This window comes from Marinobacterium arenosum (assembly GCF_019795155.1).
In the GTDB taxonomy this organism is placed as follows: Bacteria; Pseudomonadota; Gammaproteobacteria; order Pseudomonadales; family Balneatricaceae; genus Marinobacterium_C; species Marinobacterium_C arenosum.
The window spans coordinates 1-22796 of the sequence record NZ_JAILYN010000055.1; the positions used below are offsets into that span (position 1 = coordinate 1).

The following is a 22796-nucleotide window of genomic DNA, read 5'->3' on the forward strand; positions in this document are numbered from 1 at the left end:
CGCTGCTACAAAGCCCTCGGCCTAGCAGCCCGCTCCGAGGGCGGCCGGAACTCTGGCACCGATCCCGATATCTGTCGCGGCCGGAGCCCGCTGCTACCACGCCCCTGTCGTAGCAGCCCACTCCGAGGGCGACCGGAGCCTGGCACCGATCCCGATATCTGTCGCGGCCGAAGCCCGCTGCTAACACGCCCCTGTCGTAGCAGCCCGCTCCGAGGGCGACCGGAACCCTGGCTCCGATCCTGGTATCTGTCGCGGTCGGAGCCCGCTGCTACCACGCCCCTGTCGTAGCAGCCCGCTCCGAGGGCGACCGGAGCCTGGCACCGATCCCGATACCTGTCGCGGCCGAAGCCCGCTGCTACCACGCCCCTGTCGTAGCAGCCCGCTCCGAGGGCGACACCCGCGGACCCTGCCAGCCCCGTCGCGGTCGGAGCCCACTGCTAAAAATTCCTCTGCCTAGCAGGCCGCTCCGGGATCTATTGAAAGGCGCGACTCAAAAGCCCCTGCCCCCGGTCTACACCGATCTATAATTTCAACAACCGTCCGGATAGTTGATCAGCGCCGGCTACCGGAGGCCCCCATGCGCCACCACCGCCGGGAGACAACGCCATGCAAGTGGAACAGATCAAAGATATCCTCGACTGGCTCAGCAAATACCACCACCAGATGTCGCTATGCTACGACCGCAGCGCCAACCGCAGTGAGTCCTCACGTATTAAAATGCTGCTGAGCTACCTCGCCGAGCACGAACAGAGCCTCGCCGACGCGGTCGCCAAGTATGAGAAGATTGCCGACAGCCAGGTGCTGAACACCTGGTGCTACGAGTATATGGATCACAAGCCGGACCTGGCCGAGGCGCTGTGCAGTACCGATCTCGACCAGCTGAGTCTCGAACAGATCGTCAGCCGCTGTGTCGCCGCCCACGACGAACTGATCGTACTGTACCGTTACCTGCTCGGCCGATCAGACACCGATCGACTCAAGGAGCTGTTCGAAAACCTGATCCAACTGGAGCAGAACGAGTCGATGCGGATGGTGCGGGATACCAGCAGCTACGCCGACCTTTAATCCAGCGCTCACCCCTTGACGCAAAGCAGCGGCTCCAGCCGGGCCACCTTACGCGCCAAGCCGGCCAGCTCGGCAGCGTCGACCACCTCGGTAACATCCTTGTAGGCCCCCGGCGCCTCCTCAGCCACACCACGCATCGACGGGCTGCGAATCAATATGCCTCGGTTGGCCAGCTCGTCGACCAGCTGCCGGCCGCGCCACTGCCGCAACGCGGCGCGTCGGCTCATCGCCCGGCCGGCGCCGTGGCAGGCGGAGCTGAACGACAGCTCCTCCGCCTCGCTGGTACCCGCCAGCACATAGGAGCAGGTCCCCATCGAGCCGCCGATCAGTACCGGCTGGCCGACCTGCCTATAGGCCGCCGGCAGACCGGGATGGCCGGGCCCGAACGCCCGGGTGGCGCCTTTACGGTGCACGTAAAGCTGGCGCTGCTGGCCGTCGATCAGGTGCGACTCCAGTTTGCAGGTGTTGTGCGACACGTCGTACAGCAACTCGAGCCGGGCCTGCGGCAGTACCTGTTTAAATGCCCGGCGCACCAGGTGGGTGATGATCTGGCGGTTGGCCAATGCACAGTTGATACCTGCACGCATCGCGCCCAGGTAATGCTCACCAACCTCGGAGTGGATCGGCGCGCAGGCCAGTTCCCGGTCCGGCAGCCGGATGCCGAAATCCGACGCAGTAATCGCCATCTCGCGCAGGAATTCGGTGCCGATCTGGTGGCCGAGCCCGCGCGAGCCGCAGTGGATGGTGATCACCACGTCGCCGGCCGCCAGGCCAAAGGCATCGGCGATCGACTGGTCGAAGATATCGGTCACCCACTGCAATTCCAGGTAGTGGTTGCCGGAGCCCAACGTGCCCATCTCGTCGCGCTGACGGCGGCGGGCATCGGCCGATACCCGCTTCGGGTCGGCACCGGCCATGCAGCCCTGCTCCTCGGTCCGCTCCAGGTCCTCCGGCCAACCGAAGCCCTGACCCACCGCCCAGCGGGCGCCGCCCTTCAGCATCGCCACCATCTCTTTATGATTCAGCGAGATATGACCGGTCGAACCGACCCCGGCCGGCACCGTGCGATAGAGCTCGTCGGCCAGTAGTCGCTTCGACGATTGCACATCCTGCACCTGCAAGCCGGTATGCAGGGTGCGGACGCCGCAGGAGATATCGAAGCCGACGCCGCCCGCCGACACCACGCCGCCCTGCTCGGCATCGAACGCCGCCACCCCACCGATCGGGAAACCGTAGCCCCAGTGAGCATCCGGCATCGCGTAACTGGCCTTGACGATCCCGGGCAGGCTGGCGACATTGACCGCCTGCTCGAACACCTTATCGTCCATCCCGTCGATCAGCTCGGCACTGGCATAAAAGATCGCCGGCACCCGCATCTCACCGTGCGGCGCCAACCGCCAACAGTACCGGTCGACCTGCTCCAGGTCCGCCCGCCTCACATCAGCTGCTTTTTTCATGTTTCTTTTATGGCCTACTGCCACCCTCAAACATCCACCACGCAGCGGGCGCACCAGCCGTCCGGCAGCTGCTCTACACTCAACGCCGTCAGGGTCGCCCCCTTGGGCTCCACCGCCGGCCGATGGCGGGCTGCCGCCACCGGCTCACCCCAGAGCGTGGCCCGCAACTGCAGGCCGTCGATCGCCACCTGGGAATGACCGAACAGCCATTTGCGCGTCGCCATCTGCAGGATCACCGCGTTCAGCCAGTCGTACAGCAGCAACTCGATATCCGGCGCCTGGCAACGGATCTCGATACGCCGTTGCGCCTCGACCCGCTGCGGCTCGGTCACCACCGCCGTCAATGCCAGCGCCGCCTGCTCGAATGCCGACGCCAGCGTCGGCCCGCAACCGCAAAGACCGATATCCGCCTTGTGCTCGAAATGACGCCAGTGGGGATCCATCTGCTGCACCTCCGCTCTATTTACAGCTTAGTGCAGTGCTGCCGGGTGCCGGCTGTATCGACCCTTCGCCCCTCATCTAGCCCCCGGGCTGACCAGCTGAGCTACGCTTACTGGAGCCCATGAACAAAGCGTTATCTGCAACGGTTGGTCGCTGAATAGACCGGCTCATATGAGGGGGAATCAGATGCCTGAGATGATTCTACTGGGTACCCGCAAGGGCACTGTCATCTTTGATCGTATCGATGGCGGTTGGCGTCCTCGGCCGATCATGCATGCCGGCGTTCCCGTCTGTTACGCGGTGCGCGATCCGCGTAACGATACCCTCTGGGCATCCCTGGACCATGGCCACTGGGGGCCGAAGCTGTCACGTTCGCGTGACGACGGAGCAACCTGGCAGGACATCGCCTCGGTCAAGTACCCGGTAGGCGCGCGCTACATCGTCAAATACCTGCCCACCCCCGACTTCGATCCGGAGGCGCCGACCGGCCAGCCCGAGTATGCCGACGCGAGCGTGTTGAAAATCTGGACCATCGGCTTCGGCAGTGACAATCAGCCCGGCCGCTTATACGCCGGCACCATCCCGGGCGGTCTGTTCGTCAGCGACGATGACGGTGACAGCTGGCAACTCAACCGGCCGCTGTGGAACCACGATACCCGGGGTGGCGATCTGTTCGCCGGCGATGCGACCAGTGAGAACCTGTGGGGCGGCACGCCGGCGAGTATCGATTACGGCCTGTTCGAGCCCGGCATCCACTCCATCATCGTCGATCCTCGCGATCCGGATCATCTCTATGTGGCGGTCTCCTCTGCCGGTGTGCTGGAGACGACCGACGGCGGCCAGAGCTGGCAGGGGCGCAGTCGCGGTATGTTGATGGACTATATGCCGGACCCGGCTGCGGAATGGGGGCATGATCCGCATTTCGTGACCTGTTGCCCCGGCCAGCCGGACCATCTCTGGCAACAGAATCACTGCGGCGTTTTCTACAGTGATGACGGCGCCCGGAACTGGAGAAAAGTCAGCATGCCGGATAGCGGCGTGCACTTCGGCTTCCCGGTCGCGGCGGATGCCAACGACGGGCGGACCGCCTGGGTGGTACCGGCACGGGCGGATTCGGAGCGCATGGCGATCGACGGCGGCCTGTTTGTCGCCCGCACCAACGATGGCGGTCAATCCTGGCAATCGTTCCGTCAGGGGCTGCCGCAGCAGAACGCCTACGACATTGTCTTGCGGCACGGCCTGGATATATCGGGCGATCACCTTTGCTTTGGCAGTACCACCGGTAACCTTTACCTGTCGGAAGACCGCGGTGAAAGCTGGCAATGCCTCGGCAACAATCTGCCGCCAGTCTATTCGGTACGATTCGGCTAGCAGCCTGTCGGACTTGGCCGATCGTAGTGAGGGAAAGTCCGGTTTGAGGAAGATTATCCGGTCTTGCGAGGCTAACTACGCGCTATTTAACGAGAAAGAGCGTGGAAATCTGACCACATCCGGCTTTTTCGCAGTAGATCAGTGCTAGGTCCGACAGGGTGGAGGCATCATGACCACCGTTGAAATAACACCGCATCTGTACCGCTACTTTCCCCAGTTGAAGAACCGGACGATCAGGGCACCGGCCGGCTCGGTCGCGCAGATTCTGCGCGCAGTCGACGAGATTGCGCCGGGGTTCAAGGATTACCTGCTCGATGACCAGGGAAGGCTGCGCCGGCATGTGCATATCTCCATCAACGACACCCTGGTGGTCGATAGAAAAACACTCTCAGACCGCGTGCCGGATGGTGGGACCCTGTACATATTCCAGGCGTTGAGCGGGGGTTGAGCGGAAACCGTGGACATAGAGAATTAAGCGGGAATAAGTGAGCGCCCTGGCGTTGATACGGGTTAGTAAAAACAACCATTAATAAACCAAACGCTCAAAATATGGCTAACCATACAGTGCATTTAAGCACCCGTCACGGCCTTCTTCTTTTTCGAATAAAAATATGGCAACTTATGCGTAACCTACTCATCGGAATTTCCCAAAGCAACAAAGTAGACACAAGGGTTAAGAATGGAATTATTGGTCGGTGCCATAGCTCTGCTTATCGCAATCTGGCAACTAAAACTACAGAGACAGGAAATCATTAGAAATGGCAAAATATCGACGCTTGTTCATATGGCCACAATAATCAAAGACAAAATTGACCACCATGAGAAGATCATTGAAAATCAAAAATCCAACTTCGGCAAGTGGAAAGGGCATGCCGATCGCGTAAATAATGAACTTCGCCCACTACTTGAAAAGTTAAACAAAGAAATCATTGATACAACCGCCAGCTATAATGTATCCCTAACAACCAGCGATATCAAAGAGTTAATAACCCAGAAATCTCAATTCAATAACGAGTCATTCGGGGAAGCAGAGCGCCAAAAATCTGCGTGAGTTTCATTTTTGCTCAAAGGAGCCAAGGACGTGGCAAAATTTCTCAACACCAGCGCAACCAACTATTTTCTGGAAGAACTGATCAAGGGCGCTTCAGAGCGATTGATTCTGATCAGTCCGTTCCTGCGGTTGAATGATCGCATCAAAGAGCTGCTGGAGGACAAAAACCGGCTGAAGATCGATATCCGCATCGTATACGGCAAGAATGAGCTGCACCCGGAGGAGATTAACTGGCTGCGTGAACTGTCTTTTGTACGCACCAGTTTCTGCAAGAACCTGCATGCCAAGTGCTACCTCAACGAGCAGGCCTGCATTATCACCAGCCTGAATCTCTACGAATTCAGCCAAGTGAACAATAATGAGATGGGCATCTATCTGTCCCGCCCGGAGGATGCCGAGCTGTATCGCGAGGCGTTTGAGGAGGCCCAACGGATTATCCGGATCAGCGACGAGGTACGAATGTCACTGGAGAAGGTTTCCGCTGTCCCAGAGTCAGCGCAGCTTGATGAGTCTCCAATAGACGATGATCAGAAGCTGACCTCTTCCAAGTTGGCCAAGAAGTCGGGTCTGAAAACTCAGGAGCTGTTGGACAAGCTCACTGAATCCGGCTTACTGGAATACCGGCACGAGAAACACCATCTCACAGAGAAAGGAAAGGAAGCCGGCGGCGAGTTTCGGATCAATAAGCGATTCGGTGCCTACTTTATCTGGCCGGAATCACTGGTCTTAAAGTGATGACAACCTGCACGCTGAGGTAATAAATCAACGCACGAAAATATATGGGGCTGCCCTGCAGTCCCTGTTGGTCTTACCCCTATTTTCTATCATCCAGGGTCCAGCCGGCGTCCTTGTCAGATACAAAAATACTCAGGGAAGTTCTGCAGACTGCCGCAATGAATGAACATCACCGCACGAAGGCGGATTGACGCAAATTTAGAAGCCCCCTCAGAGTCACTGATACCTGCCCTCCAAATAAACGATTGGATTGGTGCCGCCCGGCAATGCCACATTGCCTCCAACATGGATTCCATATCGGAGGCAAATGACACCATGGCAGAACAAGCCCCCTCTCACTCCCCATCCCTTTCGGCCGAACCGGCGGCGCAGGTTTCCCGGCATTGGCAATTTCTGACGGCCCGCGGCTGGCAGTTCATCGGTATTCTGGCGGCAACGCTGGCCGTGGGTGTCGCGACGGCACAGTATCTGCCGATCAACATGGCCTTCACGGCGGCGCTGTCGGTGTTCTGTATCGGCCTGTGGGCCACGGTTGCGGTGCCCGAATACTGGACCGCGCTGGCATTTTTCCTGGCGGTGATCGTGCTGGATATTGCGCCGGCGGAAACCGCCCTGTCCGGTTTCCACTCGTCCACCTTCTGGCTGCTGTTCAGCGGCCTGGTGCTCGGTGCCGCCGTGCGTCATACCGGCCTCGGTCAGCGCGCCGCCCTGCTGCTGTCCGGCATTATCGGCACTGGGTACGCCGGCGTGATTGTCGGCATTGTGGCTTTCAGCCTGGCACTTGCCTTCGTCATACCGTCGGCGATGGGCCGCATCGCTCTGCTGGTGCCGCTCATCCTGGCGCTGGCCGACGGTCTGGGATACCAGTCGAATTCGAACGGCCGGATCGGCATGCTGAGCGCCGGGGCCTTCGGCACCTGCCTGCCGGCCTTTTCCATCCTGCCCGCCAACGCCCCGAACATGATTCTGGCCGGCATGGCGGAAAATCTGTTCGGCCAGCATCTGTCGTACTGGGACTACCTGCTGCTTCACTTCCCGGTATTGGGCGTTGCCAAAGCGGCGCTGCTGATCTTGCTGATTCTGTGGATGTTTCCGGCTGGCGCTCCGGCGCATTCGGTTTCGCAACAACAAAAACCTGCCCCTCTATCACCGACCGAACGCCGCCTGAGCCTGGTGCTGGGCCTCTGTCTTGCGTTCTGGCTGAGCGACGGCATTCATCATATCGCGCCGGGTTGGATCGCGCTGGCGGCGGCGCTCTATTGCCTGTGGCCGCACTCACAGCTGACCTCGAAGACATGCCTCAATCGGGAGATCAATTACGGTTCGCTGTTCTTTGTCGCCGGCATAATCGGACTGGGCGCGGTGGTCTCGGCGACAGGGCTCGGCGAGGCCCTGGTGCAGGGCCTGAGTGCACAGGCCGACTTTTCCGAGGACTCGCCGGGCTGGAACGTCGTTCTACTGACGGCGATCTCCACGCTGGTCGCCATCGTCACCAACCTGCCGGGGGTACCGGCGGTGATGACGCCGATTGCGGAAGAGATGGCCACGTTGACCGCGCTACCGCTGACCACGGTGCTGATGACCCAGGTGCTGGCCTTCTCCAATGTATTTCTGCCCTACCAGGCGCCGCCGCTGGTAACTGCGATGCAGATCGGCCATCTGCCCGCCGGCGCGGTCAGCCGGCTCTGCTTGGCACTGTTTGCCATCAGCACGCTAATATTGATGCCACTGGATCTGGTCTGGTGGCACTTGCTCGGCGTGTTTTAGCCCCCCGACCTTCTCTCAATACACACCGGAAAGGATCAGATGGAAATACACCAACTCAAAACTTTCGTCGCCGTCGCCCGGGAAGGCAGCATCACGCGGGCGTCGGAACGACTCTATCTGAGCCAGCCGGCAGTCAGCGCCCATATCAAGGCGATGGAGGATACCCTCGGCCTGGTATTGTTCGAGCGTACACCCCGAGGCATGCGCCTGACACCCGAGGGCCAGAGCCTGCTGGTCAAAGCGGAACGGACACTGGACGCGCACCGCGAACTGCTGGCCGAAGCGTCCCTGATCAAGGGCCGCCTGACCGGGACGCTGCGCATCGGGGCGGGCGGGGACGCCAGCACCAAAGCCCTGGGCCAACTGCTCAGCGGGATGGCCGAGCGCTACCCGGAGGTCGAGGTGACACTGCACCACGACAGCTCGCTGGAGATACTGGACGGCATTCTTAATGAACGCCTGGACGCCGGTTTCTACAACGAGGCCGGCGATCCCGATGACCGGCTGACCCGCCTCGAAGTCGCGCACTTCGGTATCTACCTGGCGGCGCCGGCGGGCCTGGTCGCCGGCGCCCAGCCACCGGACTGGCCGGCACTGGCGAAGTTGCCGTGGATCTGCCCGGCCAGCAACACCTGCTGCGGGCAGGCGGCCGAGCAACTGTTCGACAGCCACCGGATACGGCCACAACGGATTATCAGTATCGACCGCGAGAACGTCACCCGCACGCTGATTGCCGGCGGCGTCGGGGTCGGTCTGCTGCATGCCGGGGCCGCCAGGGAGGCGCAGCGCTGCGGCGAGGTCGATCTGATCTGTGAAGTTCAGCAGCATGTCCGGGTACTTTTTGCCCACCGGGCCAACCGCGACCAGGACCCACTGCTGAGCGCGGCACGCTCGATTCTGCAAACTGGCTGAGTATGCCAAGGCGTTGAGAATCGCGGTTCACGCTGCGAATCATTGTCCATCGATGTCGCTCTCGATCATCTCCCCGGGCGTCCGATATGGTATAACCGCCCCGTCTGACAACCAGCCGGAGCTTTACCATGCAGATCAAGACCTTCTGCGGCGAGGCGATCGCACCCTATCTCGACGACCTGGCGCGGCTGCGCATCGAGGTCTTCCGCGCCTTTCCCTATCTCTATGACGGCGACCCGGCCTACGAGCGGGACTACCTGAAGACCTATGCCCGCTCAAGTGAAAGCCTGTTCGTGCTGGCGTTGGATGGCGAACGCGTGGTCGGCGCCGCGACCGGCCTGCCGATGGCGGACGAGACCGACGCGTTCAAGCGCCCCTTCGTCGAGGCCGGCTGGAATCCGGAGGAGATCTTCTATTTCGGCGAGTCGGTGCTATTGCCGGCGTACCGCGGCCAGGGGCTCGGCGTGCGCTTTTTCGACGAGCGCGAGGCCTATGCCCGCAGGCTAGGTCGCTTCCGTTACTGCGCGTTCTGCGCCGTGGAGCGGCCGGCGGACCACCCGTTGCGGCCAGAAGACTTTGTGCCGCTGAACGAATTCTGGAGCAACCGCGGCTACCGGCATCAGCCGCAACTGCGTACCGAGTATCGCTGGAAGGATGTCGGCGACGAAGCCGACAGCGCCAAACCGATGTCGTTCTGGATCAGGGAGCTGTCATGAACGCCAACCTTGAGATCCCCAATGCCGGGGATACGACCGTAACGCCCCCCCGACGGATCAAGCTCGCCGCCTGCCAGTATGCGATCGAGCTGTTCGAGGACTGGCACGCCTACCAACGCCACCTGTGCACGCTGGTCGAGCAGGCAGTGGCGGAAGGCGCCGAGCTATTGTTGCTGCCGGAGTATGCCGCCATGGCGCTGACCGGGCAGTTGGAGCCTGCGGTACGCTCCGATCTGCAGGACTCGATCAGCTCAATGCAGGCTCTGATCCCCCGCTGGTTCGAGCTCTGCCAAGCGCTGGCACGCAAGCATCGGATCTGGTTCTGTCCCGGCAGCGTGCCGGTGCTGGACGACGACGGCATCTACCGCAACCGCTGCTGGCTGTTCGGCCCCGACGGCGTGGTCGGTCACCAGGACAAGCTGATCATGACCCGCTTCGAGCGCGAGCAGTGGTTCATCGGCGCGGGCGAGGGCCTGCGGGTGTTCGACACACCGTTCGCCCGTCTCGGCATCCTGATCTGCTACGACAACGAATTCCCGGCCCTCGGCCGCCAGCTGGTCGAGGCCGGCGTCGACCTGATACTGGCGCCGAGCTGCACCGATACCATGGCCGGCTACCACCGGGTGCGCATCGGCTGCCAGGCCCGGGCCCTGGAAGGACAGGTCGCGGTACTGCAGTCACCGACGGCAGGGATCGCCGACTGGTCGCCGGCGGTGGATATCAACACCGGCCGCGCGGCGCTCTATCTGCCGCCGGACTACGGCCTGCCGGACGACGGCGTACTGGCGCAGAGCCCATCGGCCCAGGCCGAAACCTCCAGCTGGCTGATCCAGCAACTGGATTTCGCCGCGCTGCATGAGGTGCAGCTGCGCGGCCAGGTGCTGACCCGGCGCGACTGGCCGGAGCAGTTCGAGCACCGGGTTATTGAAGTGGCGACGCTGGAGCTTCAGCCCTGTTGAAACCGGGGTAGGCCCCGTTCCTGCTACTCGCTGATCCGGATAGTGTGCTTGGTAGGTTCCTTCAGGTCGCCATCTTCAATACCGAAATCTCAATCGAGATATACCGAAGCGCTAAGCCCTTCCTGTTAATTGTGTTAATTGGGTCTGACACCTTTTCAAACAGGGGATTTTTGGGTGAAGGGAAATAAACAGATCAAGCGGTTTCGATGAGGGCGGGGTGCAGCGGTAAGGCAGGCAAACACCGCCTGGTGTCACACCCGGATGAAGGGTTGGCGCCCTTGCGCGAGCGGACGAACAGGTTCGAACCGACCTTTCGCGCGGTAAAGCCAGCACACATGATACCGCTGCCCGGCTGTTGGATGGATTGGTGCGAACCTATCCCAGTACGCCTCTCAATCTTGACTGGCAAGATCTCTTCCCTGCTTGCCGCTTAAATACCGGCTCATAATGTCGACTTAAGTATCGGCCCAGCCAGCTAAGAGACGGCCGGTGCCGACGTCACTTCAACGGGAGTAGCCCCAATAAGCTGGCAACGCTAGTTCGCTCCCAGTTGATCGGCCTCATTAAGATGAGGACAATTGCCAAAGGGCTCGACCAGCTCGGCTTTCGGCCACACTTCGTAGGCCGGCTCGTTGGCCGGGCTTGCCGCTGCAGAGATCGTCTTGCGCCGGGCACTGAAGTTGGGCCGGCGAATGCCGGCCATTTAAGCGATGTCTTAGCTACGGAGCAGCTACCACCGATCCCAGCTTGCAGGTCCCAACCGCTTCACCTCCCCCTCGGAAGACAGCTTTTCTATCGCCGATAGTCGCATTCTACGGCCTGGAATCGTCTATTAAATAGGAACACCAGATAAAAATACCCGGCTAGCAGACAACGGCGCGATGTCGGTACCCGGTGGCGTTTTTCGAAACCTAGCAGCGGCTGGTGGACCTCTATCTACACGGGGCCTACGAGCTGAACGAGGAGGCATCAGATGTCTTATATAGATGGCTTTGTCCTGGCAGTACCCGAAGCGAACAAACAGGCGTTCATCGACCATGCCACGACTGCCGACCAGGTATTCATGGAACTCGGCGCCACTCGCGTGCTCGAGTGCTGGGGCGACGATGTGCCCGATGGCAAGCAGACCGACTTTCGCCGTGCGGTACAGGCGAAGGACGATGAAGTGGTGGTATTTTCCTGGATCGAGTGGCCCGATAAGGCGACCCGCGATGCGGCGATGCAGAAATTTCCGGAGCTTATGAACAGCGACCCGCGCATGAGCCCGGAATCCAATCCGATGCCGTTCGACGGTGTGCGGCTGATCTATGGCGGCTTCGCACCGATCGTCATCTTGGAGAAATAGCCTAAAAAAATAGCCTGGAGAGATAAGATGGCCAACAAACAGGGCGACTTTATCTGGTACGAACTGGCAACCCGCGACCCCGATGCGGCGCGGGACTTCTACCAGGCGGTGCTGAACTGGCAGATCGGCGAACCGGTACCGGGCGATGTGGACTATCGGATGATCGCGGTCGGCGACGAGTGTGTCGGCGGGGTGCTGCACCTGATCGACGAGATGTGCGATCAGGGCGCGCAACCGGCCTGGCTCGGCTATATCGCGGTCGACGATGTGGACGCCACCCTCGAGCAACTGCTGGCATTGGGCGGCCACGTATTGCTGCCCGCCTTCGATGTCGCCGGGGTGGGCCGAATCGCCATGGTGGCGGACCCGCAGAGGGCGCCCTTCTACATCATGCGCGGTGCGCTGGAAGACGGCACCAGTTATGCCTTCAAGCCGAAGGCCATGGGTCACTGTAGCTGGAACGAACTGGCCACCAGCGACCAGGACGGCGCGCTTGAGTTCTACCGCCAGCTGTTCGGCTGGCAAAGCAACAGCGCGATACCGATGGGTGAAGGCATCGACTACAAGCTGCTCGACCACCAGGGTGTTCAGATCGGTGCCATTTCGCCGTTTATGGGCGATGTCGGGCAGCCGCTCTGGAGCTATTACTTCCGCGTCGCGGATATCGACAGAGCAGCACAGAGCATTGCCGCCGCCGGCGGTAAAGTGCTGCACGGTCCGCTGGAGGTACCGGGCGGCGACCATATCGTCATCGGCAGCGATCCCGAGGGTGTGCAGTTTGCGTTGGTCGGCAGCTGCGGATCGGAGGACTAGAACGGTGGATAAAATCACTCCCAACCTGTGGTTCGACGGCAACGCGGAGGACGCCGCCAACTTCTACGTCGGGCTGTTTCCCGACAGCCGAATCGATGCCGCCCACCATGCCCCGTCCGATAATCCGTCCACCGCCAAGGGCGCAGTACTGCTCGTTCAATTCACCCTGGCCGGGCGTCACTACACCGCTATCAACGGCGGCCCGCAATTTCCCTTTACCGAGGCCGTGTCCTTCCAGATCGATTGCCAGGACCAGGCCGAGGTCGACCGCTACTGGCAAGCGCTGATTGCCGACGGCGGCAGCCCGGGACAGTGCGGCTGGTGCAAGGATCGGTTCGGCCTGTCCTGGCAGGTGGTGCCACGGCGGTTGAGTGAACTGCTGTCCTCGGATAACCGGGCCGCCGCCGAGCGCACCATGCAGTCGATGCTAAAGATGACTAAGCTGGATGTGGCTGCGCCCGAGGCGGCTCACAAGGAAGATAGAGGAGAGCAATATGTCTGATGCAACGTACGAACTGTCGGTCAGCCGTTATATCGCGGCAGCGCCGGAAAAAGTCTGGCAGATCATGACCGAACGGCTGCCGGAATGGTGGTGCCCTACGCCCTGGAAAACGGAGGTCGAGGCGCTCGAATGGCGGGCCGGCGGCCGGTTCAATACCATCATGCGCGGACCACAGGAAAACGAAGAGGTCTCTCTGCAGGGGGTGATTCTCGAATTCACCTCGGGAAAACGGTTCGTATTCACCGATGCTTTCAACAACCAATGGACTCCTCAAGGGCCCTTTATGATCGGTCTGTTCGAGATCGAAGCCGAAGGCGACGGCACCCGCTACCGGGCCAGCGCACGCCATTGGTCCGAAGAGGCGATGGAACAGCACCGGGGGATGGGGTTCGAGGAGGGCTGGAGCACGGTAGCGCAGCAGTTGGCCACGTTGGCGGAGTCATCACCCCTCAACCGGTAAAAGCATCGCCTGATAGCGACTGAGAATAACTTCGATGACAAAACTGATTCTACTGTTCCTTACCCACACCCTGGTCGCTCTGGTTGGTTTTGCCGGTGGTATCTATACCCTGCCGCTGCTGACCGCGCCGAGCCCGCCTAGCGCAGGCGAGATGGCAGCAGCCAGCAATCAAGCGCTGTTCAGTGGTCAGTTCCGGCGGGAGCTGGCTGACAGCGACTTCCTGCACTGGGGCGAAGGCAAGTTGTCGGTCAGTAAACAGTTTGTGGTGTTTGAAGGCCAACTGTCACCGGGGCCGGATTTCCGGCTGTACCTGTCACCGGAATTTATCGAAACCGAGGCGGATTTCGTCCGCATGAAGTCTCAGATGGTGCAGGTCGGCGAGGTTAAAACCTTCGACGGCTTTATCCTGCCACTGAGCGATTCGATCGATCCGGTCGATTACAACACGGCGATCATCTGGTGCGAATCTTTCGGCCAGTTCATCAGTGCGGCCCGGTATCGATAACCCTAGCGGGCCGCCAATAACCTGAAGACAGATGAAACAGGTGGTCGGACATGACCACCTGAGCGGGACTGGATCCTCAATAACCGCCGTCCGGTAACACAAGGTAACCGCAACAGCGACTAAGCCTCTGTCTCCTGGTCGGCCACATACTCCAGAATATCGCCGGGCTGACAGTCGAGGTGCTTGCAGATCGCTTCCAGGGTGCTCAATTTGACCGCCTTGGCGCGGCCGTTTTTCAGCACCGACAGGTTCTGTTCGGTGATACCGATCAACGCCGCCAGTTCGTTGGCGCGCATCTTACGCTTGGCAAGCATCACATCGAGATTAATCACTATGGGCATCGGCAGGCCTTCAGATGGTCAGGGCTTGTTCGTCGTGCAATTGCGCGGCTTCGGCCATCACCTTGGCCACCAGCCGGACGATGATGCCGACCAGCAGCAGCGTCAGGTCACTGTCGCTCAGGTTAACGCCGACGTTCGATTCCGGCTGGCCGATCGACAGTGCCACGCCCAGCAACAGATCCTGCAGTGGGCCGGTCAGTACCAGCAGAATCAGCAGGGTGGCCGCCTTGCGGTAGCAATCGGTGACCGCACCGCTGAACACCTCGCCATCCCTGTACAGCCGGAACAACCGGATCAACTGCCAGGTAATCGCCATGGTCAACAGGGTGCCGATCATCGCCACCGGATAGCCGGCCAGCGCCTGGCCCTGGCTCATCGGCAACGCCAGCTCAAACGGAAATTCGGCATCGAAGTTCGGGTTTGGCTCGCCCAGCGCCGCATAGAACCAGAAAGCGGTCGACAGCGGCAGGGCCGAAATCAGGACGCCCCACAGGCAGATCAGCAACCGGTTACTCAGGGTACGGATACCATCCAGGTTAGACATCAGACACTCTCCCTATGTGTTTATAAGAGCGGGCATCGTACGACTCAAGTTACTTTTTATCAATAAAAACTTATCGTTTTACGATAATTTTTTAATCTATTATAATCACTTCCACCAAACCAAGTCGGCCCTCTTAATAGCCAGTCGATGCCAATCACGCACAAAGCGCGTTATAGTCGGATATCTGTCATCGCACGACCTGCCCAATGCTTGCCTGCGTTGATACGGTTAACAACCGACGGACGTTCCAACCCACATAGAGCCAAGGAGAGCGGGGCATGGGCCAACAGTTTGACGCATTAACCGACCACCAGATCGACTTCATCCAGACGCAAAAACTGTTCTTCGTCGGCACCGCCGCACAGAGCGGCAAGGTGAATGTCTCGCCGAAAGGGATGGACTCGCTGCGGATACTGAACAACCGCCAGGTGCTCTGGCTGAACATTACCGGCAGCGGTAACGAAACCTCGGCCCATGTCCAGCAACTGCCACGGATGACGCTGATGTTCTGTGCCTTCGAAGGCGCGCCGGAGATCATCCGGTTGTACGGCCAGGCCCAGGTGCTGCACAGGGGCCACCCCGACTGGCCGGAGCTGATCCGCCACTTTGCCGATACGCGTGGCGCGCGCCAGCTGTTCCTGCTGGATATCGAGCTGGTGCAATCCTCCTGCGGCATGTCGATCCCCTTCTTCGAATATGTCGGTGAGCGCGACGCACTGAAGCGCTGGGCCGAGAAGAAAGGGGAAGCCGGTATCGAAAAATACTGGGCCGACCGCAACCAGCGCAGCCTGGATGGCGCCGAAACCCATATCCTGGCGCTGACTGGACTGGCTGACGATCAAGTTTAAGAGTGCTGCTCCAAGGTCCGTAACGCGATACTATCGCCCCCTATTCGACACCGAATGCTTTACGATGAAACGTATTCATTAGCCAGGTCAGCCTGCAACTCCAACCACCGAAATTTGAATCGGCGTAGCGCCGAGGTACCGCCGTGCTTCGCGTACGCCAGTGGATATAGTTGATTATGAATACGCGTATGAAGATGCAAACCGATACGAAAGACACCACTGAAGAAACAGCGATCGACAGTGATGGCTTCCGGCTGGAAGTGATCATAGAAGGCCGGGGCACACCGATACTGGTAATCGGCAGTGCCCGCTACTATCAGCGGAGCTTTTCGGCCCGGCTCAGAAACCACTGCCAACTGATCTTCGTCGACCACCGTGGCTTTGCCGCCTGTAATCGGCCGGTCAGCGAGAGCGATTTTCAGCTGGAAATCATCCTGGCCGATATCGAGCGGGTCCGCCAAATTTTGCGGCTGGATCGGTTCGTGATCCTCGGCCACTCCGGCCACGGCTACATGGCGCTGGAATACGCCAAGCGCCATGCCGACCGGGTTGCCGGCGTGGTGATGGTGGCGACCGGCCCCAACCACAGCAGCGATGAGATGGCGGCCCTGGAAGCCTACTGGCAGGCGCAGGCCTCGCCGGCCCGCAAAGCCCGTTTTCAGCAACAGATGACGCGGCTGCCGGCCGATATCGAGCGTCAGCCCGAAGCGCGCTTCATCCACTACTGCCTGCGTGCCCACGCCCGCTTCTGGTACAACCTGGAGTACGACGCCGCACCGCTCTGGGCCGGCATCCAGACCCATATGGCCTGCTTCGATCATTTGTGGGGCGAGGTGTTCCGCGACCTCCGCATCGAGCAGGGGCTGGAACGGTTGCAGATACCGGTGTTGCTGGCGCTGGGTCGCGATGACTTTGCGGTTGCCCCCCACTTCCGCTGGCAACCCTACCGCCCGGCATTCGCCAAGCTGACTGTCGAGCTGTTCGACCGTTGCGGCCACAACCCGCAACTGGAGCAGGCCGAGCGGTTCGATAAGGCACTGCTCAACTGGCTGACTCTGCTGAACAACGACTCGTTGCGCTAACCCGTCAGCCGGCCCCGCAAGCCTCTGCCGCGCGGGGCCGTTTTTTTACAATAGCCAACACCATCACCCGCGCCATGTCGGGCAACTATACTTTCAGCACATCGCCCTGGCCGCTTCTGGGCCGCTCCTAGGCCCCCCAAAAAAACCGGCCGGATGGCAGTACCACAACTTGGGAGAGTCTCGATGGACTACCTGCAAGTGGAACAGATCAAAGACGTGCTCGACTGGTTGCGCAGCTACCATCAGCAGGTCGCCAACTGTTACGAGCGCAGCGCAGAGGTCAGTGAATCCGCGCGGCTGCGCCGGCTGTTGAGCTACCTGGCCGATCATGAACACAGCCTGGCGGATTCGGTTGCCAACTACGAGAAAATTGCCGACAGCGGGGTGTTGAACACCTGGTGCTACGAGTTCATGGCCCGCAAGCCGAACCTGGCCGAGACGCTGTGCCAAGCACCGGTCGATATCGACCGGCTCAGCGTCGATCAACTGATCGAGATGAGCCTCAATCTGCATGAGCAGCTGATCGAATTTTATCGCTACCTGCTGAGCCGGGCCGGCAGCGAGCGGGTCAAGGAGCTGTTCCAGAGCCTGATCGAATTGGAACAGAGCGAATCCTGGCAACTGCTGCAGGAAACCGAAGGCTAGCCGAACGAGCGTCGAATTAACTGTCGGATGTTTTTTCGGCGCCAGGCCACTACCTTAAGAGAAACGCCCCGGCCCCAGGTGACGTCATGAATGACAGGATTCTTAAGCTGGCAAACCAGATAGACAGCCTGAAACAGGAGCTGCAGGAGGCGCTGCAGGAACAGGAGCAACAGATTCGCTACCGGGTGAAGGGTACCCGCGTCGAGTTCGAGGAGAAGCTGCGGCTGGCGCACCGGCAGCTGAAGATCGGCATCCTGCCTTGGCTGAAATCGAGCCAGCGCCGCAACGTGCTGTCGGCACCGATCATCTACAGCATGATCGTGCCGGCGCTGTTGCTCGACCTGGCACTGACGTTCTATCAACACAGCTGCTTCCGGCTCTACCGCATCCCACGGGTGAAACGCGCCGACTACCTGGTGATCGACCGCTATCAGCTGGGCTACCTGAACCTGATTCAGAAGATCAACTGCTGCTACTGCGCCTATGTGAACGGCCTGATCCACTATGCCCGCGAGATTGCCGCCCGAACCGAGCAGTACTGGTGTCCGATCAAGCACGCCCGCAAACCGGCCACCACTCACGCACGTTATCTCTACTTCGCCCCTTACGGTGATGCCGAAGCCTTTGGCCGTGATAAGCAGGAGGCGTATCGGCAGGCAATGAGAAAAGGCGATATTCCGGTCATCGACCTGTTGGCCGAAGAGCCAGCGGACAGGGGCTGACTATCCTACGACAAGCGCACTGGGCGTGACGTTCATTTCCGTTAAAGCCAGCGAGGCGACCAGGCCCCTTCAAGTAGCCACGCTTTAGAAAACGAAAAAGCCCGCGGCAATCGCTTGCCGCGGGCTTTGATGTACGGGCCCGCGCACATTGCGCGGGCAGTGGCAGGCTTAGCCCTGCGCAGCGGCCAGTGCGGCGTTCAGGGTGGCGCTCGGGCGCATCACCTTCTTCACGTCGGCACGGTCAGCGTGGTAGTAGCCTTTGATCTCCGCAGCCGGCTTGCCCTGCACTTCGTTCAGTTCGGCCACGATCTGTTCTTCGTTGTCGGTCAGAGTCTTGGCCAGGTTGGCGAACTGAGCCGCCAGGTCGGCGTCTTCGGTCTGCGCGGCAACTTCCTGTGCCCAGTACATACCCAGGTAGAAGTGGCTGCCGCGGTTATCCAGCTCGCCGGTCTTGCGGGACGGCGACTTGCCGTTGTCCAGCAGGCGCTCGGTCGCCTTGTCCAGGCACTTGGCCAGGATCTTGGCACGCGGGTTGTTTTCCTTGATGCCCAGCTCTTCAAGCGATACCGCCAGGGCCAGGAATTCACCCAGGGAGTCCCAACGCAGGTGGTTCTCTTCCATCAGCTGCTGAACGTGCTTCGGCGCGGAACCGCCGGCACCGGTCTCGTACATGCCGCCGCCGGCCAGCATCGGCACGATGGACAGCATCTTGGCGGAAGTACCCAGCTCCATGATCGGGAACAGGTCGGTCAGGTAGTCACGCAGTACGTTACCGGTAACGGAGATGGTGTCCTGGCCGCGGATCATGCGCTCCATGGAGAAGCGGATCGCTTCGTTGTAGGACATGATGCGGATATCCAGGCCGCTCAGGTCGTGGTCCTGCAGGTACAGTTCAACCTTCTTGCGCAGCTCGTTGTCGTGGGCACGCTCTTCGTCCAGCCAGAACACCGCCGGGGTGCCGGAGTTGCGGGCACGGGTAACCGCCAGCTTGACCCAGTCACGGATCGCCGCGTCCTTGGTCTGGCAGGCACGCCAGATATCGCCCTTCTCGACCTCGTGCTGCATCAGCACGTTGCCGTCGGCGTCGACCACACGCATGATGCCGTCGGCGTCCAGTTCGAAAGTCTTGTCGTGCGAGCCATACTCTTCGGCTTTCATCGCCATCAGGCCGACGTTCGGCACGGTGCCCATGGTCGTCGGATCGAATGCACCGTTGGTCTTACAGAAGTTGATCATCTCCTGGTAGATACGGGCATAAGTAGACTCCGGCATTACCGCCTTGGTGTCTTTCTGCTTGCCGTCGCGGCCCCACATCTGACCGGAGTTGCGGATCATTGCCGGCATGGAGGCGTCGACGATTACGTCGCTCGGGATGTGCAGGTTGGTGATGCCCTTGACGGAATCCACCATCGCCAGTTCCGGACGGTTCTCGTAGCAGGCGTGCAGGTCTTCCAGGATCTCCTGCTGCTTGGAGTCCGGCAGCGACTTGATCTTGTCAAACACGCTGCTCAGACCGTTGTTCGGGTTAACACCCAGCTCATCGAACAGCTCGCCGTGCTTCTCGAACAGGTCCTTGTAGAACACGGTTACCGCGTGGCCGAACACGATCGGGTGGGAAACCTTCATCATGGTCGCCTTGACGTGCAGGGACCACATTACGCCGGTTTCCTTGGCGTCCTGCAGGGACTGTTCGAAGAACTCACGCAGCGCCTTGCTGCTCATGCGCATGCTGTCCAGCACTTCGCCTTCCTGCAGGCTGACGGTCTTCTTCTGCTCGACCTGTCCATCCTGGGAAACGAACTCGATGCGTACGTCCTGCGCCTTGTCCATGGTTACGGACTGCTCGCTGGAGAAGAAGTCACCGTCGCGCATGTAATCGGCGTGGGAGCGGGAAGCCTTGCTCCACTGGCCCATGGAGTGCGGGTATTTGCGGGCGTAGGCTTTAACGGCCGCCGGCGCACGGCGGTCGGAGTTGCCCTGGCGCAGCACCGGGTTTACCGCACTACCGAGGATCTTGGAGTAACGCTCCTGGATCTCCTTGTCGGCATCGCTGCTGATCTCTTCCGGGAAATCCGGGATATCGTAGCCCTGGGATTGCAGCTCGGCGATGCAAGCCTTCAGCTGGGGAACGGAGGCACTGATGTTCGGCAGTTTTACGATGTTGGCGTGCGGATCCTGGGTCAACTCACCCAGCTCGGCCAGGCCATCGACGACACGCTGATCTTCCGTCAGGCGCTCGGGGAATGCGGCCAGGATACGGCCGGCCAGCGAGATATCGCTGATTTTGACCTCGATACCGGCGGCGTTGGTGAACGCGCGGACGATCGGCAGCAACGAGCAGGTCGCCAGAGACGGTGCTTCGTCGGTCAGTGTGTACACGATGGTGGATTTGTTAGTCGTCATTGTTTCCCCTGATTTTTACGGCTGGCCTGATTGATACGGCTGGATAGCCAACGGCTCGGTGCGCGGCGACTTGTGATCGCCGAGGCGAGGAACGGGAGCCGAAGGATTCGAATTTCCGCCGCGCATTGTATGCCACCTTGGCCTGCATACTTAAGTAGTAAGTGGCCATTTAGTGGCAAGTTTCTACTAAAAGATAATGCGACGGCCCGACTACGGGGCCCCGGCGGAGACCTGAAACGCTCCCGAAACAGCCACCCAGAAGCAGATCAATTCATTTATTAATATTTTATATTTCAAGCAGTTACATAATGATGACCGATTTTGCACCGGTCGACTCCGGCACCAACGCGAGTCGGATCTACCGATCACGCCAGGCGCGGCTCATGTAGTAGCACTACAACGCACTTTTATACCACAAATAAGAACAGTTCTCAAAAATACTGCGGCAAGCAGCCGCCGAGAGGCGGCTGCCGCAGGTTACCGTCAGCTTCTGATATTGCCGCGCCGGAAAGAGTTATAGGCGGCGATCAGGGTATAGCCGCAGGCCAGCGCCAGCGCCAGCCGGGTCACCGTCAGCAGAGCCGGATACTGGCTCGGTTCGATGGTGCGGTCGCCGATCAGCTGGTTGAACAGCAATACCACTACCGCCATGCCGAACATATTGCCCAGCGTACGCGCCAGGTTGAGCAATGCCGAGGCGATGCTGAGCCGCTCCTTCGGCACCGAACCAAGCGCGGCGTTGTTGTTGGGGGTACTGAACAGGCCGAAGCCGATACCGAGTAGCACCAAGCCGGCCACCACATGACTCAGACCGCTGTCCTGCCGTAGCCAGAACAGGGTCGCGAAACCGGCACCGAACAGCAGGCAGCCGGCGGTGGCGATCAGCCGCGGTTCATAGCGGTCGGACAACCGGCCGGCCAGCGGCGCCAATGCCGCCATGATCAGCGCCTGGATCAGGATCAACTGGCCGGACTCGCCCGGCGACATCCCCTGGATGTACTGCAGGTAGAGGCTAAGCAGAAACAGGATCGGGTAGTTGGCGCCGTACATGAACAGGCTGGCCATGATCGAGCGGGTGAACACCCGGTTGTCGCGCATCGCCCGAATGCGGATCAGCGGATACCTGGCCCGGTTCTGCTGGAAGATAAACAGCGGCAGGCAGGCCAGGCCGAGCAGCGCCAGCAGGCCGTGGCGTGGCTCCGGCAGACCGGACAGGCCGAAGAAGAACAGACTGGTCCAGAGCGCGAACAGACCGCTGCCGAGCCAGTCGAGCCGCTCGCGCTGCTCGCTTTTCCACTCCCCTTTCAGGTACAGCACCACCAGCAGCAACGACAGCAGCGTCAGCGGCACCGGCGCCCAGAACACGCTGCGCCAGCCCCAGAACTCGGTCAGCCAGCCGCCGATCAGCGGACCGCAGGTCAACCCCAGGTAGACCGACGTAGCGGTCAGCCCCAGCGCGGTGCCACGGTCGCCATCGGAAAATACCGAGCCGACGATCGCCATCGCGGTGGCGAACACCAGCGCACTGGCCAACCCCTGCAGTACCCGCGCCACCAGCAGCCATTCGATACTGTTCACCGCCAGCACCATCAGCGACGCCAGCGCGTAGAACATTACCCCGATCAGGTAGACCCGCTTACGGCCGATCATGTCGGCCACCCTGCCAGCCGGCAGCATCAGAATCATGCTGCCCCAGAGGTTGATGGTCGGCATCCAGCTGACCTTCACCGCATCGGCGTGCAGATCGGCGGCGATCGCCGGCAGTGCCAGGTTGACCGACGACATCGACAGCGGCACCAGGAAGGTGGCGATACAGATACTGAGCAGCGCCAGCCAGCGGGCCGACGGATTTTGCTGGTAATAATCTTGCATTGAATGCGGGTCTGTTCAGGTGTTCAGCGTAGGAAACAGTCTCGCAACCGTTACCGGCTGCGGAGGTGAGCGGTCCGATACCGCCCGGGAAGTTCAGCTGCTGAGTTTAGCAGCGTTTTTCATTCACATGTTAACGAACACTGTGTTGCAGCAAGCGGCGGTAGCAACGGCGCCCCAGGTGGCGCCCTACAGACAAAGTGCATTGCCATGTAGGGCCGCACCCGGGCGGCCAAACGCCGG

The 22796-nt window shown here is 60.5% G+C and carries 24 protein-coding genes; 18 read left to right on the plus strand and 6 right to left on the minus strand.

Going from position 1 to position 22796, the window contains the following annotated elements; translation table 11 throughout:
• Positions 1–606 precede the first annotated feature (606 nt).
• The gene (locus K6T12_RS18360; RefSeq protein ID WP_222224339.1) at positions 607–1065 is read left to right on the plus strand and encodes an ATPase; all 459 of its coding nucleotides are present in this window, start codon (positions 607–609) and stop codon (positions 1063–1065) included.
• 8 nt (positions 1066–1073) lie between these two features.
• On the opposite strand, the gene K6T12_RS18365 is transcribed toward K6T12_RS18360, so the two are convergent.
• Entirely contained in the window at positions 1074–2522 is a 1449-nt protein-coding gene (locus K6T12_RS18365) for an RtcB family protein (RefSeq protein WP_222224340.1), read from the minus strand.
• Between the two features lie 26 nt (positions 2523–2548).
• Positions 2549–2965, minus strand: a complete 417-nt coding sequence (locus K6T12_RS18370; RefSeq protein WP_222224341.1) for an archease — start codon at positions 2963–2965, stop codon at positions 2549–2551.
• A 184-nt stretch (positions 2966–3149) separates the two neighbouring features.
• On the opposite strand from K6T12_RS18370, the gene K6T12_RS18375 reads away from it, so the two are divergent.
• The 13 genes from K6T12_RS18375 to K6T12_RS18435 all read left to right on the plus strand — a co-directional run bounded on the left by K6T12_RS18375 (position 3150) and on the right by K6T12_RS18435 (position 14099).
• A complete protein-coding gene (locus K6T12_RS18375; RefSeq protein WP_222224342.1) occupies positions 3150–4334 on the plus strand; it encodes a WD40/YVTN/BNR-like repeat-containing protein in 1185 nt (394 codons plus the stop codon).
• 169 nt (positions 4335–4503) lie between these two features.
• Positions 4504–4782, plus strand: a complete 279-nt coding sequence (locus K6T12_RS18380; protein ID WP_255611891.1) for a MoaD/ThiS family protein — start codon at positions 4504–4506, stop codon at positions 4780–4782.
• A gap of 231 nt (positions 4783–5013) precedes the next feature.
• Entirely contained in the window at positions 5014–5385 is a 372-nt protein-coding gene (locus K6T12_RS18385) for a hypothetical protein (protein ID WP_222224343.1), read from the plus strand.
• A 30-nt stretch (positions 5386–5415) separates the two neighbouring features.
• Positions 5416–6120, plus strand: coding sequence for a phospholipase D family protein (locus K6T12_RS18390; RefSeq protein ID WP_222224344.1), 705 nt, complete (start codon positions 5416–5418; stop codon positions 6118–6120).
• A 162-nt stretch (positions 6121–6282) separates the two neighbouring features.
• Positions 6283–7887 carry an SLC13 family permease gene (locus K6T12_RS18395; protein ID WP_255611893.1) on the plus strand — a complete coding sequence of 535 codons (1605 nt, stop codon included), beginning with the start codon at positions 6283–6285 and terminating at the stop codon, positions 7885–7887.
• 39 nt (positions 7888–7926) lie between these two features.
• Positions 7927–8799, plus strand: a complete 873-nt coding sequence (locus tag K6T12_RS18400) for a LysR family transcriptional regulator (RefSeq protein WP_222224345.1) — start codon at positions 7927–7929, stop codon at positions 8797–8799.
• Positions 8800–8927: 128 nt separating this feature from the next.
• Complete coding sequence (locus K6T12_RS18405; protein ID WP_222224346.1) at positions 8928–9515, plus strand: GNAT family N-acetyltransferase; 588 nt, start codon at positions 8928–8930, stop codon at positions 9513–9515.
• Positions 9512–10474, plus strand: a complete 963-nt coding sequence (locus K6T12_RS18410) for a carbon-nitrogen hydrolase family protein (protein WP_222224347.1) — start codon at positions 9512–9514, stop codon at positions 10472–10474. The genes K6T12_RS18405 and K6T12_RS18410 overlap by 4 nt, the downstream gene beginning before the upstream one ends.
• Before the next feature lie 973 nt (positions 10475–11447).
• Positions 11448–11819 carry a DUF1428 domain-containing protein gene (locus tag K6T12_RS18415; protein ID WP_222224348.1) on the plus strand — a complete coding sequence of 124 codons (372 nt, stop codon included), beginning with the start codon at positions 11448–11450 and terminating at the stop codon, positions 11817–11819.
• Between the two features lie 27 nt (positions 11820–11846).
• Positions 11847–12632 (plus strand): VOC family protein, encoded by a 786-nt coding sequence (locus K6T12_RS18420; RefSeq protein ID WP_222224349.1) that lies wholly within the window; start codon positions 11847–11849, stop codon positions 12630–12632.
• A 4-nt stretch (positions 12633–12636) separates the two neighbouring features.
• Positions 12637–13134, plus strand: coding sequence for a VOC family protein (locus K6T12_RS18425; RefSeq protein WP_222224350.1), 498 nt, complete (start codon positions 12637–12639; stop codon positions 13132–13134).
• Positions 13127–13594 (plus strand): SRPBCC domain-containing protein, encoded by a 468-nt coding sequence (locus K6T12_RS18430; RefSeq protein WP_222224351.1) that lies wholly within the window; start codon positions 13127–13129, stop codon positions 13592–13594. The genes K6T12_RS18425 and K6T12_RS18430 overlap by 8 nt, the downstream gene beginning before the upstream one ends.
• 34 nt (positions 13595–13628) lie before the next feature.
• Positions 13629–14099: a DM13 domain-containing protein gene (locus K6T12_RS18435; RefSeq protein ID WP_222224352.1), complete on the plus strand. Its 471-nt coding sequence runs from the start codon at positions 13629–13631 to the stop codon at positions 14097–14099.
• A 119-nt stretch (positions 14100–14218) separates the two neighbouring features.
• Here the strand turns inward: K6T12_RS18435 and K6T12_RS18440 are convergent, their stop codons facing one another.
• Both K6T12_RS18440 and K6T12_RS18445 read right to left on the minus strand, forming a co-directional pair.
• Positions 14219–14440: a helix-turn-helix domain-containing protein gene (locus K6T12_RS18440; protein WP_222224353.1), complete on the minus strand. Its 222-nt coding sequence runs from the start codon at positions 14438–14440 to the stop codon at positions 14219–14221.
• Between the two features lie 10 nt (positions 14441–14450).
• Positions 14451–14984 carry a DUF2975 domain-containing protein gene (locus tag K6T12_RS18445; protein ID WP_222224354.1) on the minus strand — a complete coding sequence of 178 codons (534 nt, stop codon included), beginning with the start codon at positions 14982–14984 and terminating at the stop codon, positions 14451–14453.
• Between the two features lie 278 nt (positions 14985–15262).
• Here K6T12_RS18445 and K6T12_RS18450 point away from each other — a divergent pair, with 278 nt between their 5' ends.
• The 4 genes from K6T12_RS18450 to K6T12_RS18465 all read left to right on the plus strand — a co-directional run bounded on the left by K6T12_RS18450 (position 15263) and on the right by K6T12_RS18465 (position 18281).
• Positions 15263–15832: a pyridoxamine 5'-phosphate oxidase family protein gene (locus K6T12_RS18450; RefSeq protein WP_222224355.1), complete on the plus strand. Its 570-nt coding sequence runs from the start codon at positions 15263–15265 to the stop codon at positions 15830–15832.
• Between the two features lie 188 nt (positions 15833–16020).
• Positions 16021–16914 (plus strand): alpha/beta hydrolase, encoded by an 894-nt coding sequence (locus tag K6T12_RS18455; protein WP_222224356.1) that lies wholly within the window; start codon positions 16021–16023, stop codon positions 16912–16914.
• 183 nt (positions 16915–17097) lie between these two features.
• Positions 17098–17559, plus strand: a complete 462-nt coding sequence (locus tag K6T12_RS18460; protein ID WP_222224357.1) for an ATPase — start codon at positions 17098–17100, stop codon at positions 17557–17559.
• Between the two features lie 86 nt (positions 17560–17645).
• The gene (locus K6T12_RS18465; RefSeq protein WP_222224358.1) at positions 17646–18281 is read left to right on the plus strand and encodes a hypothetical protein; all 636 of its coding nucleotides are present in this window, start codon (positions 17646–17648) and stop codon (positions 18279–18281) included.
• Positions 18282–18449: 168 nt separating this feature from the next.
• Here K6T12_RS18465 and K6T12_RS18470 read toward each other — a convergent pair whose 3' ends face one another.
• Both K6T12_RS18470 and K6T12_RS18475 read right to left on the minus strand, forming a co-directional pair.
• A complete protein-coding gene (locus K6T12_RS18470) occupies positions 18450–20684 on the minus strand; it encodes an NADP-dependent isocitrate dehydrogenase (protein ID WP_222224359.1) in 2235 nt (744 codons plus the stop codon).
• A 483-nt stretch (positions 20685–21167) separates the two neighbouring features.
• Positions 21168–22556, minus strand: coding sequence for an MFS transporter (locus K6T12_RS18475; RefSeq protein ID WP_222224360.1), 1389 nt, complete (start codon positions 22554–22556; stop codon positions 21168–21170).
• Positions 22557–22796 lie beyond the last annotated feature (240 nt).